The organism is Streptomyces roseirectus (assembly GCF_014489635.1).
Lineage (GTDB): Bacteria > Actinomycetota > Actinomycetes > Streptomycetales > Streptomycetaceae > Streptomyces > Streptomyces roseirectus.
This window is the reverse complement of sequence record NZ_CP060828.1, coordinates 4940394-4956383: the sequence shown is the minus strand read 5'-3', so window position 1 is coordinate 4956383 and position 15990 is coordinate 4940394. Positions and strand designations below refer to the sequence as shown.

Genomic DNA, 15990 nt, shown 5'->3' with positions numbered 1-15990 from the left:
CGTCCAGTGCTTCGATACTCCTGACACCTCACCCCCAGAAAGGTCCCAGGTCCGGCCATGGCGCTCACCCTCTACGTCGACACCGCGCGCTGGCGGGCGCACCACAAGCATGTCCAGGACCAGTTCCCGGGGCTCGTCCCGGTCTGCAAGGGCAACGGCTACGGCTTCGGGCACGAGCGGCTCGCGGAGGAGGCGACCCGGCTCGGTTCGGACGTCCTCGCCGTGGGCACGACGTACGAGGCCGCGCGGATCAAGGACTTCTTCGGCGGCGACCTGCTGGTGCTGACGCCGTACCGGCGCGGCGAGGAGCCCGTCCCGCTGCCCGACCGGGTGATCCGCTCGGTGTCGTCCGTGGACGGCGTGTACGGCCTGGTGGGTGCCCGGGTGGTCATCGAGGTGATGTCCTCGATGAAGCGGCACGGCATCAGCGAGCAGGACCTGCCGCAGTTGCACGCCGCGATCGAGAACGTCCGTCTGGAGGGCTTCGCGATCCACCTGCCGCTGGACCGCACGGACGGCTCGGACGCCGTCGAGGAGGTCATCGGCTGGATGGACCGGCTGCGCGCGGCGCGGCTGCCGCTGCACACGATGTTCGTCAGCCACCTCAAGGCCGAGGACCTGGGCCGGCTCCAGCAGCAGTTCCCGCAGACCCGGTTCCGGGCCCGGATCGGCACCCGGCTGTGGCTGGGGGACCACGACGCCACGGAGTACCGGGGCTCGGTCCTGGACGTCACGCGTGTCGCCAAGGGCGACCGGTTCGGCTACCGCCAGCAGAAGGCGGCCTCGGACGGCTTCCTGGTGGTCGTCGCGGGCGGTACGTCGCACGGCGTGGGCCTGGAGGCCCCGAAGGCGCTGCACGGCGTCATGCCGCGCGCCAAGGGCGTCGCCCGCGCCGGTCTCGCCACGGTGAACCGCAACCTGTCGCCGTTCGTCTGGGGCGGCAAGCAGCGCTGGTTCGCCGAGCCGCCGCACATGCAGGTGTCCATCCTGTTCGTCCCCTCCGACGCCCCCGAGCCGAAGGTCGGCGACGAGCTGGTGGCCCATCTGCGGCACACCACCACCCAGTTCGACCGCCTCCTGGACCGCTGAGGGCCTGCCCGCGGCACCGCGCGACACCGAAAGGCCGTACCCGGGAACTCCCCGCGTACGGCCTTCGGCGTACTCCGTCAGGTCTGTTCGCCCACAGCGAACGCCTCCGCTACTCCTCCTTGCCCCAGCTCACCTGCGGCCCCTCCAGCGCCTCGTCCCGCCGCGCCGAGGCGACCGCGGCGCTGAGGACGAAGCGGTCCTCGGCCCCGTCCAGCACCCCGCCGGACGGATCGTCGTCCCCGGCTTGGCGCACCACGTCCCGCTCGGGCAGCAGGATGTCGCGGACGACCATCGCGCACAGGTAGAGCGTGCCCAGCAGGTGGAAGGCGATGGCCCAGTGGTAGCCGTCGGTCGACAGGCCCTTGTGGGCGTTCCCGCTGGTCGTGTACGCGAGGTACATCCAGATCCCGAGGAAGTACGCCACCTCGCACGCCTGCCAGACGAGGAAGTCCCGCCACTTGGGGCGGGCGAGCGCGGCGAGCGGCACCAGCCACAGGACGTACTGCGGCGAGTAGACCTTGTTGGTGACGATGAACGCGGCCACCACCAGGAACGCGAGCTGCGCGAAGCGCGGCCGGCGCGGGGCGGTCAGGGTCAGGATCGCGATGCCGAGGAAGCAGAGCAGCACGAGCAGCGTGGCCAGCGTGTTGACGCTGTCGGTGGTGAGCGGGTCGGAGGAGTTCTGGGCCAGGATCAGCCAGAAGGAGCCGAAGTCGACGCCCCGCTCCTGGCTGAACGTGTAGAACTTCGACCAGCCGTCGAAGGCGAAGAGCATCACCGGCAGGTTCACCACCAGCCACGCGCCCGCCGTCGCCGCGACGGCCTTCCCGAGGTCGCGCCACTTGCCGGCCCGCCAGCACAGCAGGAACAGCGGGCCGAGCAGGAAGACGGGGTACAGCTTGGCGGCCGTGGCGAGCCCCAGGAGGACCCCGAAGGCCACCGAGCGGCCCCGCGCCCACATCAGCATCGCCGCGGCCGTCAGAGCGCCCGCCAGCAGGTCCCAGTTGATGGTGGCGGTCAGCGCGAAGGCGGGTGCCAGCGCGACCAGCAGACCGTCCCAGGGGCGCCGGGAGTGCGTCCGGGCGACACAGACCGCGATGACCGCGGCGCAGGCCATCAGCATCCCGGCGTTGACCATCCAGTACCACTGCTCCTGGTGCTGGATGGTGCCGCTGTGCGGGGTGAGCCAGCTGGCCACCTGCATGAACACGCCGGTCAGCACCGGATATTCGAGGTACTGCATGTCGCCGGCGAACCGGTCGAAGTACGGCACGAGCCCGTCGGCGAAGCCGCGTCCCTGGTACAGGTGCGGGATGTCCGAGTAGCAGGCGTGCGTGTACTGGGTGCTGGCCCCGAAGAACCAGCCGCCGTTGTAGCAGGGCGCCTTCTGGATCAGCCCGAGGGCGAACATCCCGATCGCCACGAGCGCGATGACCCGCACGGGGTTCCACCAGGACGTCCCGAACCGGGCACGCCGTCCGATGGGGCCGCCGATCAGCTCGCTGCCGGCCTCGGCGATCGGGTCTTCCTTGGTGGGTCGCACCGGGTCCGGCTCGTGCACGCTCGCTTGTGTCGGTTCTGCGCTGGGCATGCCGCCATCCTGCCGTACCTGTCCGGGAAAAACCGTGGGCCGCCGCACCTCGTCCGGTGCGACGGCCCTCGTGGTCCGGGGACGCTCTACGTTTCACGTGAAACATCGCGATGTTTCACGTGAAACACCCGAGTCGGGCAAGAGCCCCCGTGCTGCTGTTCGGTGGTGGCGCTATTCGGTGGTGGTGCCCCCGCTCCCGTTCCCACCGCCGAAGAGGCCGCCCGAGTTACCTCTGGACGCGTCTCCCTGGTCGTTGCTCGGTGTCGGTGACGGGCTCACCCCGCTGCCGCCGTTGTCGCCGCCCTCCGTGGTGCCCGAGTCCGTGCCGCCGTCGCTGCACCCGAAGCCGAAGGCGCCGCAGGTGTCGGACGGGCTCGGCGAGGGCGAGGGGCTGTTCTGGCTGGGCGACGGACTCGGCGACTCGCTCGGCTCCTCGCTCTCGGAGGCCGAGGGCGTCGGGGTCGGCGACGGCTCCGGGTTGATGACCTCACCGATGGGCTCCGGCTCCGGGAACTTCTCCTTGGGCAGGCCGTCCATGGCCTGCTCCATGTAGTCGTGCCAGATCTCCGCCGGGAACGAGGCGCCGTGGATCTTCTCCTGGCCACCCGTGCCGAACATCTCCAGGAACTCGCGGTTCTTGTTCGTCTCGTCGTCGTCGTACCGGAACATCGTGATCGCGGTCGACAGCTGCGGGGTGTAGCCCACGAACCAGGCCGACTTGTTGCCGTCGGTGGTACCGGTCTTGCCCGCCACGTCACGGCCCGGAAGCTGGGCCGCGGTGCCGGTGCCCTTGTCGACGACGGTCTTGAGGATGTCGGTGACGTTGTCGGCGACCTTCTTGGTGAAGGCGTCCTTGGTCAGGGTCTCGTGCTTGTAGCTGATGTCCTCGCCCGTGACCTCCAGGACGGAGAACGGGTCCCGCTGCTTCCCGCTGGCCGCGAAGGTGGCGTAGGAGGCCGCCATACGGATGGCGCTGGGGTCGGAGATGCCGATGGAGAACGACGGGAAGGTGGTGCCCGTCAGGCTGTTCGGCTTCAGGCCCGCGCTGACCGCGGCCTCCTTCACCTTGTCCAGACCGACGTCCATGCCGAGCTGCACGAAGGCGGAGTTCACCGACTCCCGCATGGCCTCGCGCAGGTCGACCTCGTAGTTCGGCGGTTCACCGAGGGAGACGTTGCCGTCGTTGGTCTGCAGCCACTCCTGGCCCTTCTCGTTCTTCCAGACGCTCCCGTCGTACTCCTGGATCTTGAGTTTGTTCTTGCCGCTGAACCTGCTCTTGGGGGAGACGATGGTGCGCTCGTCCTGGGCCTGCGAGGAGCCGAGTTTCGGGTCGCGCACGCCCCAGGTCATCGCGGCGGCGAGCACGAACGGCTTGAAGGTCGAGCCGACCTGGGCGCCGGTCTGGTCGGCGTTGTTGGTGAAGTGCTTGGTGGAGTCCTCACCGCCGTAGATCGCCTCGATGGCACCCGTGTCCGGGTTGACCGAGGCCCCGCCGAACTGGACGTGGGTGTCCGTGTCCGGGCGCTGTTCGGGCTTGATGTTGGCTTCCTGGACCGCCTTGACCGACTTTTCGAGCGCCAGGACCTTGTTCTTGTCGAAGGTCGTGTAGATCGAGAGGCCGCCGCGCTGGAGGCGGTCCTGGCTGATCCCGGTCGTCTCCTCGTTCGTCACGAGGTAGGCGTTGGCGAGGTCGACGAGGTAGCCGACCTGGCCCTTGAGGTTGGTGTTCGAGCGGGGGTTCTGCCACGGGGGGAGCGTCGTGAACTTCGCCCGTGTCGCCTGGTCCAGGTGCCCGTACTCGACCATCTTGTTCAGGGTGTCCTGCATCTGGCGCAGGGCCCGCCCCTGGTTGGCCTCGGCGGTGGCCGCCGGGTCGACGGACGGCAGACCGGCCGGGTCGTAGTACGTGGCGCCCTTCAGCATCGCGGCCAGGAAGGCGCACTCGCCGGCATTGAGATCCTTGGCCTTCTTGCCGAAGTACGCCTGTGCCGCCGCCTGGATCCCGTAGGCGTTGCGCCCGTAGTAGGCCGAGTTCAGGTACCCGGCCATGATCTCGTCCTTGGAGACGTTGTTGCCGACCTTGATCGCGACGAAGATCTCCTTCAGCTTCCGGGAGATCGTCTGCGACTGGTCGGCCAGCATGGCGTTCTTGACGTACTGCTGGGTGATGGTGGAGCCGCCCTGCGTCTGGCCGCCGCGGGCCATGTTGAAGACCGCGCGGCCGATGCCCTTGGGGTCGATGCCGCTGTCGCTGTAGAAGCTCTTGTTCTCCTGCGAGATCACCGCGAACTGCATCGCCTTGGGGATCTCGGGGAGGGCGATGATCTGCCGGTTGGTCTCGCCACCGGTCGCGACCATCTGGGTCTTGTCGCTCCAGTAGTAGACGTTGTTCTGCGCCTCGGCGGTCTTGTCGATCTCCGGGATGCCCACGAAGGCGTACGCGACGCTCGCCGCGACCATCAGGCTGCCGAAGAAGCCGAGGCACAGGCCCATGACGAGCTTCCAGGACGGCATCCAGCGCTGCCAGCCGTACTTGTCCTGGCGGGGGTAGTCGATCAACCGCTTGCCGCCGGAGGGCTGACGCCCTCTGCCGCGTCCGGGGCCGGCGGGATCAGGTGCCCTGCGGCGCCCTCCTCCGGTGGCTCTCTGCGCCGCGCGCCGGGCGTCGGCCCGGCCGCCGTACGGCCGTTCTTCTGCTGCTCCCGACTGGTACAGACCGTCGGAAGGGGCCCCTGTGTCGCCTCCCGGTGCCGCACGGCGGCCGGAGGACGAGCCGGACTGGCCGCGCCGGGCCGCGGCACGTCCGCCTCCTTGCGGCTGCGACTGTTTGCGACGGTGCTCGCTCATCGAACGACTACTCCTCGGGCAGGCGCACCCGTGCGCGCCTGGAAACAACGGCGGCTTTTTTCCGGTCCCCCCGATGTACGGACGCGGCCGGTTTCGCATTCATCCGTACGGCCACCGGAGGCGACGGCGCCCTCCGGCGTCACTTGGCTCCCGGTGGTCTGCATGGCGCACAGACTACGCACCGCCATAACCCGTCGAGCTTCGAAGTTCACCCCAAATCAGGCAAGTTGCTTCCAACGTTTCGGTGATGTGATCCCGTTCACCGATCTCCCTCCCCGCTCCCCCTTGTCGGGTCCGGAAGGTCGTTCTATCGTCGTGATGTATCGAGTCGATACATCGGAGCGAGATAACGGGGACGGGGACGGAGGAGGAGTGGTGAGCCGACGGTCCGGAATCCTGGAGTTCGCCGTCCTCGGCCTGCTCCGCGAGTCCCCGATGCACGGCTATGAGCTGCGCAAACGACTCAACACCTCGCTGGGCGTGTTCCGGGCCTTCAGCTACGGCACGCTCTACCCCTGCCTCAAGACGCTGGTCGCGAACGGCTGGTTGATCGAAGAGGCGGGGAGCAACCCCGAGGAAGCCCTGGCCGCCCCGCTCACGGGACGGCGCGCCAAGATCGTCTACAGGTTGACGGCGGAGGGCAAGGAACACTTCGAGGAACTCCTCTCCCAGACCGGGCCCGACGCCTACGAGGACGAGCACTTCGCGGCTCGCTTCGCGTTCTTCGGGCAGACCTCCCGCGATGTGCGCATGCGCGTGCTGGAAGGCCGGCGCAGTCGCCTGGAGGAACGGCTGGAGAAGATGCGCGCCTCGCTCGCGCGCACCAGGGAGCGCCTTGACGACTACACGCTCGAACTCCAGCGCCACGGGATGGAGTCCGTGGAACGCGAAGTGCGCTGGCTGAACGAGCTGATCGAGAGCGAGCGGGCGGGCCGGGACCTCAAGGGTCCCGCCCATGGAGACCCCGCTCGTGACACCACAGAGGGAGCGCCGGGCGTCCTGCCCCGGCCCGGGGAGACTCCCGGTCCGGATACGCCCGGCGACACCACCAAGTGAGGCCCCTGCCAGGGCCTCGCTCAAACACACAGGGAGCAACCGGAATGGGTTCGGTTCGCGTAGCCGTCGTCGGTGTGGGCAACTGCGCCGCGTCGCTGGTGCAGGGAGTCGAGTACTACAAGGACGCCGACCCGGCGTCCAAGGTCCCCGGTCTGATGCATGTGCAGTTCGGTGACTACCACGTCAAGGACATCGAGTTCGTCGCCGCGTTCGACGTGGACGCCAAGAAGGTCGGCCTTGACCTGGCCGACGCCATCGGCGCCTCCGAGAACAACACCATCAAGATCTGCGACGTGCCGCGCACCGGTGTGAAGGTCCGGCGTGGCCACACCCTCGACGGTCTCGGCAAGTACTACCGCGAGACCATCGAGGAGTCCGACGCCGAGCCGGTCGACGTCGTCAAGATCCTCAAGAAGAAGCAGGTCGACGTCCTCGTCTGCTACCTCCCCGTCGGTTCCGAGGCGGCGGCGAAGTTCTACGCCCAGTGCGCCATCGACGCCAAGGTCGCCTTCGTCAACGCCCTCCCGGTCTTCATCGCCGGGACGAAGGAGTGGGCGGACAAGTTCACCGAGGCCGGTGTCCCGATCGTCGGCGACGACATCAAGTCGCAGGTCGGCGCCACCATCACGCACCGCGTCATGGCGAAGCTGTTCGAGGACCGGGGCGTCGTCCTGGACCGCACGATGCAGCTGAACGTCGGCGGCAACATGGACTTCAAGAACATGCTGGAGCGGGAGCGCCTGGAGTCCAAGAAGATCTCCAAGACGCAGGCCGTCACCTCGCAGATCCCCGACCGGGAGCTGGGCGAGAAGAACGTCCACATCGGCCCCTCCGACTACGTCGCCTGGCTCGACGACCGCAAGTGGGCCTATGTCCGCCTGGAGGGCCGCGCGTTCGGCGACGTTCCGCTGAACCTGGAGTACAAGCTGGAGGTCTGGGACTCCCCGAACTCCGCCGGTGTCATCATCGACGCCCTGCGCGCCGCGAAGATCGCCAAGGACCGCGGCATCGGCGGCCCGATCCTCTCCGCGTCCTCGTACTTCATGAAGTCCCCGCCGGTCCAGTACTTCGACGACGAGGCCCGCGAGAACGTCGAGAAGTTCATCCGCGGCGACGTCGAGCGCTAGAGCTCACCCCGGTGGGTCATGTTTCACGTGAAACATGACCCACCGCAGCACAAAAATTCGCTCCTGCCAGGGCTCTGAAGGAAGGTCCCCGGGTCATCCGATCCGGGGACCTTCCCCCATGTGAGGCTGTGCCCATGTCCGTCGTCAGTGATCTACGTGTCCTGCTGCGCCTCGGGAACTTCCGCCGTCTGCTCGCCGTACGGCTGCTCTCCCAGTGCGCCGACGGCGTCTATCAGGTCGCGCTCGCGACGTACGTCGTCTTCTCGCCGGAGAAACAGACCTCGCCCGGCGCGATCGCCTCCGCGATGGCGGTCCTGCTGCTGCCGTACTCCCTGGTCGGCCCGTTCGCGGGCGTCCTGCTGGACCGCTGGCGGCGCCGGCAGGTCTTCCTGTACGGCAATCTCCTGCGCGCGGTCCTCGCCTCGGCCACGGCTGTGCTGATCCTCGTCGACGTCCCGGACTGGCTCTTCTACGCCTCCGCGCTGTGCGTCACCGCCGTCAACCGGTTCGTCCTCGCGGGGCTGTCCGCCGCGCTGCCCCGGGTGGTGGACGCCGAGCGGCTGGTGATCGCCAACTCCCTCTCCCCGACGGCCGGGACGCTCGCCGCGACGGCGGGCGGCGGGCTCGCGTTCGGCGTCCGGATCGCGGTCGCCGACTCCGACGCGGCGGTGGTGCTGCTGGGGGCGGCGCTGTACCTGTGCTCGGCGCTGGCGTCCCTGCGAATGGCCGTCGAACTGCTCGGCCCCGAACAGGGGACGGTCCGGCCCCGGCTGTCGGCCGCGCTGCGGGGCACCGCGCGCGGTCTCACGGCGGGGGTGCGGCACCTCGCCGAGCCGAAGCGGCGCGGCGCCGCCTGGGCGCTCGGCTCGATGACCCTCATGCGGTTCTGCTACGGCGCCCTGACGGTCATGGTGCTGATGCTCTGCCGCTACGCCTGGTCCTCCGACCCGGACGACGGGCTCGCGCTCCTCGGGCTCGCCCTCGGCATCTCCGGCGCGGGCTTCTTCGTGGCCGCGCTGGTGACTCCGTCGGCGGCGGGGCGGCTCGGTCCCGTCCGCTGGATCGTCGTCTGCGCCGCGGCGGCGGCCGTCCTCGAACCCGCCCTCGGGCTGCCCTTCGCCCAACTCCCGGTCCTGGTCCTGGCGTTCGTCCTCGGGCTCGTCACCCAGGGGGCGAAAATCGCCACCGACACGATCGTCCAGTCCACCGTCGACGACGCCTACCGCGGCCGGATCTTTTCGCTCTACGACGTGCTCTTCAACATCGCCTTCGTCGGCGCGGCCGGGGTCGCGGCGCTGATGCTCCCGTCCGACGGGCGCTCAAGCGCGCTGGTGATAACAATCGCCGTTATCTACGCGGCAGCAGCTGGCACTATGTCCCGCTTTGAACGCCAGTAAGTGTCACATAAGCGCTACAGACGTTTTTTGGACACGGCGAGTGTCAGTCGTGGCCTGTACTTTACGTGGGTCTTATCTCGCACCGTGGCGCATTCACGTTCCAGCTGATTCGCATCCGCCGAGACGACCTCGGTCGGCGCCTGCATGCACAACGACGGCGACGACTCCAATCCTGACCTCAACGAGGTCGACTGCTCGTCGGGCAAGGCCCAGTACAAGGTGGTCCAGAAGTTCGACGGCACCAGTGACGACTCGAAGTGCGAGGCCGTCAAGGAGTCCACCATCGCCTACTACCAGATCGGTAAGGGCCACAACGTCGTGCTGTGCCTGAAGGAAGTCTGATCGGACTCTCTCCAAGAGGTTCTGAGGGGCGATGTTTCACGTGAAACATCGCCCCTCCCTCATGTCCTGCCCCTCACCCCTGCGCCGCCCACCACTCCTTCAGCGCCGCCACCGCCACGTCGTGCTCCATCGGCCCGTTCTCCAGCCGCAGCTCCAGCAGGTGCTTGTACGCCTTGCCGACCGCGGGCCCAGGCCCGACGCCCAGGATCCCCATGATCTGGTTGCCGTCGAGGTCGGGGCGGATCGCGTCCAGCTCCTCCTGCTTGCCGAGTTCGGTGATGCGCTCCTCCAGCCCGTCGTAAGCGCGGGAAAGGCTCACGGCCTTGCGGCGATTACGGGTCGTGCAGTCGGAGCGGGTCAGCTTGTGGAGGCGGTCGAGGAGCGGACCGGCGTCACGGACATAGCGGCGGACCGCGGAGTCGGTCCACTCGCCGGCGCCGTACCCGTGGAAGCGCAGGTGGAGTTCGACCAGCCGGGAGACGTCCTTCACCAGCTCGTTGGAGTACTTGAGGGCCGTCATCCGCTTCTTGGTCATCTTCGCGCCGACCACCTCGTGGTGGTGGAAGGAGACGCGGCCATCGTCCTCGAAGCGGCGGGTGCGGGGCTTGCCGATGTCGTGGAGCAGGGCCGCGAGGCGCAGGACGAGGTCGGGGCCGTCCTCCTCCAGGGCCATCGCCTGCTCCAGGACGATCAGGGTGTGCTCGTAGACGTCCTTGTGCCGGTGGTGCTCGTCGCTCTCCAGCCGCAGCGCGGGCAGCTCGGGCAGGACGCGCTCGGCGAGCCCAGTGTCGACGAGGAGCGTGAGGCCCTTGCGGGGGTGCGCGGAGAGGATCAGCTTGTTCAGCTCGTCCCGGACGCGTTCGGCGGAGACGATGTCGATCCGCTCGGCCATCTCCGTCATCGCGGCGACGACCTCGGGGGCGACCTCGAAGTCGAGCTGGGCGGCGAACCGCGCGGCCCGCATCATGCGCAGCGGGTCGTCGGAGAAGGAGTCCTCGGGAGTGCCGGGGGTCCGCAGGACGCGCGCCGCGAGGTCGTCGAGGCCGCCGTGCGGGTCGATGAACCTCCGCTCGGGGAGCGCGAGCGCCATCGCGTTGACGGTGAAGTCCCGCCGGACGAGGTCTTCCTCGATGGAGTCGCCGTAGGACACCTCGGGCTTGCGAGAGGTGCGGTCGTACGCCTCGGAGCGGTACGTGGTGACCTCGATCTGGAAGCCGTCCCTCTGCGCCCCCACCGTCCCGAACGCGATCCCGACCTCCCACACCGCGTCCGCCCAGGGCCGGACGATCTTCAGGACGTCCTCGGGGCGGGCGTCGGTGGTGAAGTCGAGGTCGTTGCCGAGCCGGCCGAGCAGCGCGTCCCGGACCGAGCCGCCGACCAGGGCGAGAGAGAACCCGGCCTCCTGGAATCGGCGGGCGAGATCGTCGGCGACCGGCGCGACGTCGAGGTTGTCTTTGTTGGCGTTCGGCACAACAGAAAAGGGTACGTGGCGCCGGGGGCACCGGGCTCCCCGATTACCGCCCGCAGCGGGCCCGGCGACTTGGTGAAGACGGCCCACCCCATACCTGCACAGGATCCCCGCGCACGGCGGCCGGGCGTTCTCCCCTATATAAGGCCGCCTTTATACAACCTCATTAGGGACGCCCCGCCCGCTCTTCCCGATCTTGTGGACCAGTCCGCGGCACTTACCTTCTGCGCGCATCGTTACCATGCGTGGACGCACATTCCGACGACCACTGACGACGACGAGGGACGGGCGAACGCGTGGCCGAGGCGGCAGACAACCCGAGGTCGACACCCTCACCTGCCCGCCGCCGGCTGCGGCGCACCGGAGCACTGCTCGCGGGGGCGCCCCTGCTGGCCGGGCTGCTGCTGCCCGCTGCCACGGCGGCGCAGGCCGCGCCCGAGGCGCCCAAGGAGGCGGGCGACGCCGGCACGGTCGCCGTCTCCGTCGACGCGCTCACACCGAACGCGCCGGGCGACGGCGACACGCTGACCGTCTCCGGCACGGTGACGAACAACGGCAAGCAGGCGGTCACCGACGCCCACGTCGATCTGCGCGTGGGCGCCGCGCTGACCACCCGCTCGGCGATCGCCGACGTCGCCAAGCGCTCCGACGCCGTGTCCGGCGCGACCGGCGACCCGGTGGGCGGCGCGTACACGGCGAAGTTCGCGAAGCTCACACCGGGCGTGGCCCAGCCGTTCACGATCAGCGTCCCGGTCGACAAGCTGGACCTCGGCGGCGACGGCGTCTACCCGCTGGGGGTCACGCTCTCCGGCGAGACCGCCTCCCAGTCCTGGGACCAGGTCCTCGGCGCGCGGCGGACGTTCCTGCCCTGGCAGCCCGACGCGCCGGACGCGAGCACGAAGACGACGGTCCTGTGGCCGCTGGTCTCCACCGTGCACGTGACGGCGGAGACGGGCTCGAACCAGCAGCAGACGCCGGTCTTCCGCAACGACGACCTCGCCGCCGAGATCGCCCCCGGCGGCCGGCTGGAGCAGCTGGTGGCCCTGGGCAAGGCCCTGGACGTCACCTGGGTGATCGACCCGGACCTGCTGGCCTCCGTCGACGCGATGAGCGGCGGCTACCGCGTCCAGGCCGACGACGACACCACCGTCGCGGGCACCCACCAGGCGCAGGCCAAGCAGTTCCTCGCCGAGCTGCAAGGCGCCGTGAGCGGCAAGGAGGTCGTCGCGCTGCCCTTCGCCGACCCCGACCTGGCCGCCCTCGCGCACAACGGCACGAACGTCACCGGTTCGCTGAGCCAGCTCAAGGCGGCCACCGACGTCGCCGCGACCACCGTCGAGACCGTGCTCCACGTGACGCCGAGCACCGACTTCGCGTGGCCGGTGAACGGCGCCGTCGACCCGTCGATCGTCAAGGTCGCCACCTCGGCGGGCGCCGACAAGGTGATCGCGCGCAGCGACAGCCTGGCGGAGACGGACGGGCTGTCGTACACGCCCTCGGCGGCCCGTCCGATCGGCGGCGGCACCACGGCGGTCGTCGCGGACTACCGGCTGTCGACGGCGTTCCAGGGCGACCTGACGAACGCCTCCTCGGCGACGCTCGCCGTGCAGAACTTCCTCGCGCAGAGCCTCGCGCTGACCCTCCAGAACGACAAGCAGCGCAGCGTCGTCGTCGCCCCGCAGCGGATGCCGACGGCGGCCCAGGCGCAGGCGCTGGCCAAGGCCGTGACGGCGCTCCGGGGGAGCACCTGGTCGCAGCCGCAGGGCCTCGCGGCGACCTCGGCGGTCAAGCCCGACCCGGGCGCCACGACGACGGTGCCGGGCAGGTCGGCGTACCCCTCGGCGCTGCGCAAGCAGGAGCTGTCCAAGGGCGCGTTCCAGGACATCGCGAACACGCAGGGCAAGCTCGACAACTTCAAGGTGATCCTGACCGACGAGTCGCGGGTCGTGACGCCGTTCGGGCGGGCCATAAACCGTGAGATGTCGACGTCGTGGCGCAGCCGGGGCAGCGCGGCGAGCGCCTACCGGCAGGGTGTCGCGAACCATCTGAAGACCCTCACCGACCAGGTCAGGCTGATCGACAAGTCGGAGACGAAGCTCTCCGGGCGCAGCGCGACGATCCCCGTGACCGTGCAGAACAGCCTGGTGCAGGGCGTCGACCACCTGGTGCTGCGGCTGACGTCGATGAACCCGACGCGGCTTGAGATCGCCGGCCACGACTGGGACGAGCAGGCCGTCACGGTCTCCGGCGGGCACAGCACGAGCGTGAAGTTCACCACATCCGCCAACGCCAACGGCAAGGCGACGGTCGTCGCCCAGCTCTTCACCCAGGACGGGCAGCCGTACGGCGAAGAGGTCGTCTTCGACGTGCGGGTCACCGAGATCACGGCGACGGTCATGCTCGTCATCGGCGGCGGTTTCCTGCTCCTCGTGCTGGCGGGCTTCCGGATGTACACCCAGCGCAAGCGCGCGGTGGCCCGAGCGGCGGAAAAGGCGGCGGAGGAGACGGCGGAGGCGGACACCGCGGCGGAAGCGGCGGAGACCGCCGAGGAGTCCCCCGCCCGGTCCGGGGCAGACGACCCGCAGCAGGCGAGTGACGGGACACCGGACACCGCAGCGGAAAGCACGGACCCGTCCGGCACGGGTGAGAGAGTGGACCGTTGAGGATGTCGTGGCCGGTCGGCCCGGGACGATGAGGTGGGGTAACCATGAACGCGCCGTACGACGGTGACCGCGGCCAGGCCGCGGGCGGCTCGGGCCACCCCGAGGGCCCGCCGCCTCCCGAGCACGGCCAGGTGCCGCAGCAGCCCGCCGACACGTACCTCCAGGACGCCTTCGCCCAGGACCCCTACCGCGCGCAGGACCTCACCGCGCAGGACCCGGTCGCCGAAGCGCTCTACGACCGCGCCGCGCACCCCCCGCCGCCCCCCGGCACCTACCCCTCGCAGCCGCTCTACGGCCGCCCCCCGCAGTCGCCGTACGCCCCCGACCCCCAGGTCTGGGCCCAGCCCCCGGCACCCGAGCCGGAGGGCCCGACGCAGTACCTGCCGTACGGCGACGACGCGCGCAGCACGCAGTTCGTGGGCGTGGACGACCTCGTCACGCACTCCGGCGAGGAGCGGCACGAGCCCGACGCGTTCGCGCACCTCTTCCGCGACCAGCAGCAGGGCGGCACCCCGCGCCCCGCGCCGGGCCCGCAGTACCAGCCGCCCGCGCCGCAGTTCCAGAAGCCCGCCCCCGTCGTGTCCCCCGGCCCCGTCGCTCCCGGCCCGGTGGACGACCGGACGATGAACCTCGGCACGACGGTCCCCGAGCCGGCCGCCGCTGCCGAACCCGCCGCACCCGTCGCCTCCGCCCCCGCTGCCGCTGCCGCGAAGAAGGGCGGCAAGGCGGCCGGCCTGCTGAAGTCCAGCGCGGTCATGGCGGCCGGCACGATGGTCTCCCGCCTCACCGGCTTCGTCCGCTCCGCGATGATCGTCTCGGCGCTCGGCGTCGGCCTCCTCGGCGACACCTTCCAGGTCGCCTACCAGCTCCCGACGATGATCTACATCCTGACCGTCGGCGGCGGCCTCAACTCCGTCTTCGTCCCGCAGCTCGTGCGCGCGATGAAGGAGGACGAGGACGGCGGCGAGGCGTTCGCCAACCGGCTGCTGACCCTCGTCATGGTCGCCCTCGGCGCGCTCACCGTCGCCTCGGTCTTCGGCGCGCCCCTGCTGATCCGCCTGCTGTCCGACCCCGTCGCCAGCGACCCGGCGGCCAACGAGGTCGGCGTCACGTTCGTCCAGTACTTCCTGCCCTCGATCTTCTTCATGGGCATCCACGTCGTGATGGGCCAGATCCTCAACGCGCGCGGCAAGTTCGGCGCGATGATGTGGACGCCGGTCCTCAACAACATCGTCATCATCGTGACCCTGGGCACGTTCATCTGGGTCTACGGCACCGCAGCCGACTCCGGCATGGAGGTCACGAACATCCCGCCGGAGGGCCAGCGCCTGCTGGGCGTCGGCATCCTGCTCGGCCTCGTCGTCCAGGCGCTCGCGATGGTCCCGTACCTGCGCGAGACCGGCTTCCGGATGCGGCTGCGGTTCGACTGGAAGGGCCACGGCCTCGGCAAGGCCGTCACGCTCGCCAAGTGGACGTTCCTGTTCGTCCTCGCCAACCAGGCGGGCGCGCTCGTCGTCTCCCAGCTCTCCACCATGGCCGGCAAGGAGTCGCCGGTCGACGGCACCGGTCTCGCCGCCTACGCCAACGCCCAGCTGATCTGGGGCCTGCCGCAGGCCATCATCACCGTCTCCCTGATGGCCGCGCTGCTGCCGCGCCTCGCGCGCTCGGCCGCCGAGTCGGACGCCGGCGCGGTCCGCGACGACATCTCGCAGGGCCTGCGCACCACGGCCGTCGCCATCGTCCCGATCGCCTTCGGCTTCCTCGCCCTGGGCATCCCGATGTGCACGCTGATCTTCGGCTCCTCGGGCACCTCGTCGGCCACCAACATGGGCTTCATGCTGATGGCGTTCGGCCTCGGCCTGATCCCCTACTCGGTGCAGTACGTCGTCCTGCGCGCCTTCTACGCGTACGAAGACACGCGCACGCCCTTCTACAACACGGTCATCGTCGCCGTGGTGAACGCGGGCGCATCGGCGCTGTGCTACTTCGTGCTGCCGGCCCGCTGGGCGGTGATCGGCATGGCCGCCGCGTACGGGCTGGCCTACGCGATCGGTGTCGGCGTCGCCTGGGCGCGGCTGCGCAAGCGGCTCGGCGGCGACCTCGACGGGGCGCGGGTGCTGCGGACGTACGCCAGGCTGTGCATCGCCTCGGTGCCGGCCGCGCTGCTCAGCGGCGCCGCCTGCTACGGCATCGGCCACACCCTCGGGCAGGGCGTCCTCGGGTCGTTCGCCGCGCTGATCGTCGGCGGCGCGGTCCTGCTCGGTATCTTCTTCCTCGCCGCGCGCCGGATGCGGATCGAGGAGCTGAACTCGCTGGTGGGCATGGTCCGCGGGCGACTGGGGCGCTGACCCGGGGTCGAGCGCACAACCATCGTCCGCCGCCGTGTGTCGTGCATAGCGGCGGACTGTGG

At 69.7% G+C, this 15990-nt stretch carries 9 protein-coding genes and 1 pseudogene; 7 read left to right on the top strand and 3 right to left on the bottom strand.

All coding sequences use genetic code 11. From position 1 onward, the window contains the following. Window positions 1–57: 57 nt before the first annotated feature. Entirely contained in the window at window positions 58–1089 is a 1032-nt protein-coding gene (locus IAG44_RS20825) for an alanine racemase (protein WP_187748598.1), read from the top strand. A 109-nt stretch (window positions 1090–1198) separates the two neighbouring features. Here IAG44_RS20825 and IAG44_RS20820 read toward each other — a convergent pair whose 3' ends face one another. Together IAG44_RS20820 and IAG44_RS20815 are read right to left on the bottom strand one after the other, a co-directional pair. Next, the gene (locus tag IAG44_RS20820; RefSeq protein WP_187748597.1) at window positions 1199–2680 is read right to left on the bottom strand and encodes a glycosyltransferase family 87 protein; all 1482 of its coding nucleotides are present in this window, start codon (window positions 2678–2680) and stop codon (window positions 1199–1201) included. A gap of 171 nt (window positions 2681–2851) precedes the next feature. After that, window positions 2852–5527 (bottom strand): transglycosylase domain-containing protein, encoded by a 2676-nt coding sequence (locus tag IAG44_RS20815; protein WP_187748596.1) that lies wholly within the window; start codon window positions 5525–5527, stop codon window positions 2852–2854. Window positions 5528–5902: 375 nt separating this feature from the next. Between IAG44_RS20815 and IAG44_RS20810 the strand changes: the two genes are divergently transcribed. From IAG44_RS20810 to IAG44_RS20795, 4 genes and pseudogenes are all read left to right on the top strand, one after another. Continuing rightward, window positions 5903–6583 carry a PadR family transcriptional regulator gene (locus IAG44_RS20810; RefSeq protein ID WP_187748595.1) on the top strand — a complete coding sequence of 227 codons (681 nt, stop codon included), beginning with the start codon at window positions 5903–5905 and terminating at the stop codon, window positions 6581–6583. Window positions 6584–6627: 44 nt separating this feature from the next. Further along, window positions 6628–7710 carry an inositol-3-phosphate synthase gene (locus tag IAG44_RS20805; protein WP_187748594.1) on the top strand — a complete coding sequence of 361 codons (1083 nt, stop codon included), beginning with the start codon at window positions 6628–6630 and terminating at the stop codon, window positions 7708–7710. Between the two features lie 134 nt (window positions 7711–7844). After that, complete coding sequence (locus IAG44_RS20800; RefSeq protein ID WP_187748593.1) at window positions 7845–9107, top strand: MFS transporter; 1263 nt, start codon at window positions 7845–7847, stop codon at window positions 9105–9107. Between the two features lie 117 nt (window positions 9108–9224). Next, window positions 9225–9449, top strand: a pseudogene (locus tag IAG44_RS20795) (LppU/SCO3897 family protein); the annotation flags it as partial. Between the two features lie 73 nt (window positions 9450–9522). Here IAG44_RS20795 and IAG44_RS20790 read toward each other — a convergent pair. Next, window positions 9523–10920 carry a CCA tRNA nucleotidyltransferase gene (locus tag IAG44_RS20790; RefSeq protein WP_187748592.1) on the bottom strand — a complete coding sequence of 466 codons (1398 nt, stop codon included), beginning with the start codon at window positions 10918–10920 and terminating at the stop codon, window positions 9523–9525. Window positions 10921–11213: 293 nt separating this feature from the next. On the opposite strand from IAG44_RS20790, the gene IAG44_RS20785 reads away from it, so the two are divergent. Both IAG44_RS20785 and murJ read left to right on the top strand, forming a co-directional pair. Continuing rightward, complete coding sequence (locus IAG44_RS20785; protein WP_187748591.1) at window positions 11214–13580, top strand: DUF6049 family protein; 2367 nt, start codon at window positions 11214–11216, stop codon at window positions 13578–13580. A 44-nt stretch (window positions 13581–13624) separates the two neighbouring features. Further along, window positions 13625–15928, top strand: coding sequence for a murein biosynthesis integral membrane protein MurJ (murJ, locus tag IAG44_RS20780; protein WP_187748590.1), 2304 nt, complete (start codon window positions 13625–13627; stop codon window positions 15926–15928). The last annotated feature ends 62 nt before the right edge of the window (window positions 15929–15990 follow it).

Coding starts and splice junctions, on each gene's coding strand:
- IAG44_RS20825 (WP_187748598.1), top strand. CDS start 58: ATGGCGCTCACCCTCTACGTCGACACCGCGCGCTGGCGGGCGCACCAC.
- murJ (WP_187748590.1), top strand. CDS start 13,625: ATGAACGCGCCGTACGACGGTGACCGCGGCCAGGCCGCGGGCGGCTCG.
- IAG44_RS20805 (WP_187748594.1), top strand. CDS start 6,628: ATGGGTTCGGTTCGCGTAGCCGTCGTCGGTGTGGGCAACTGCGCCGCG.
- IAG44_RS20820 (WP_187748597.1), bottom strand. CDS start 2,680: ATGCCCAGCGCAGAACCGACACAAGCGAGCGTGCACGAGCCGGACCCG.
- IAG44_RS20815 (WP_187748596.1), bottom strand. CDS start 5,527: ATGAGCGAGCACCGTCGCAAACAGTCGCAGCCGCAAGGAGGCGGACGT.
- IAG44_RS20800 (WP_187748593.1), top strand. CDS start 7,845: ATGTCCGTCGTCAGTGATCTACGTGTCCTGCTGCGCCTCGGGAACTTC.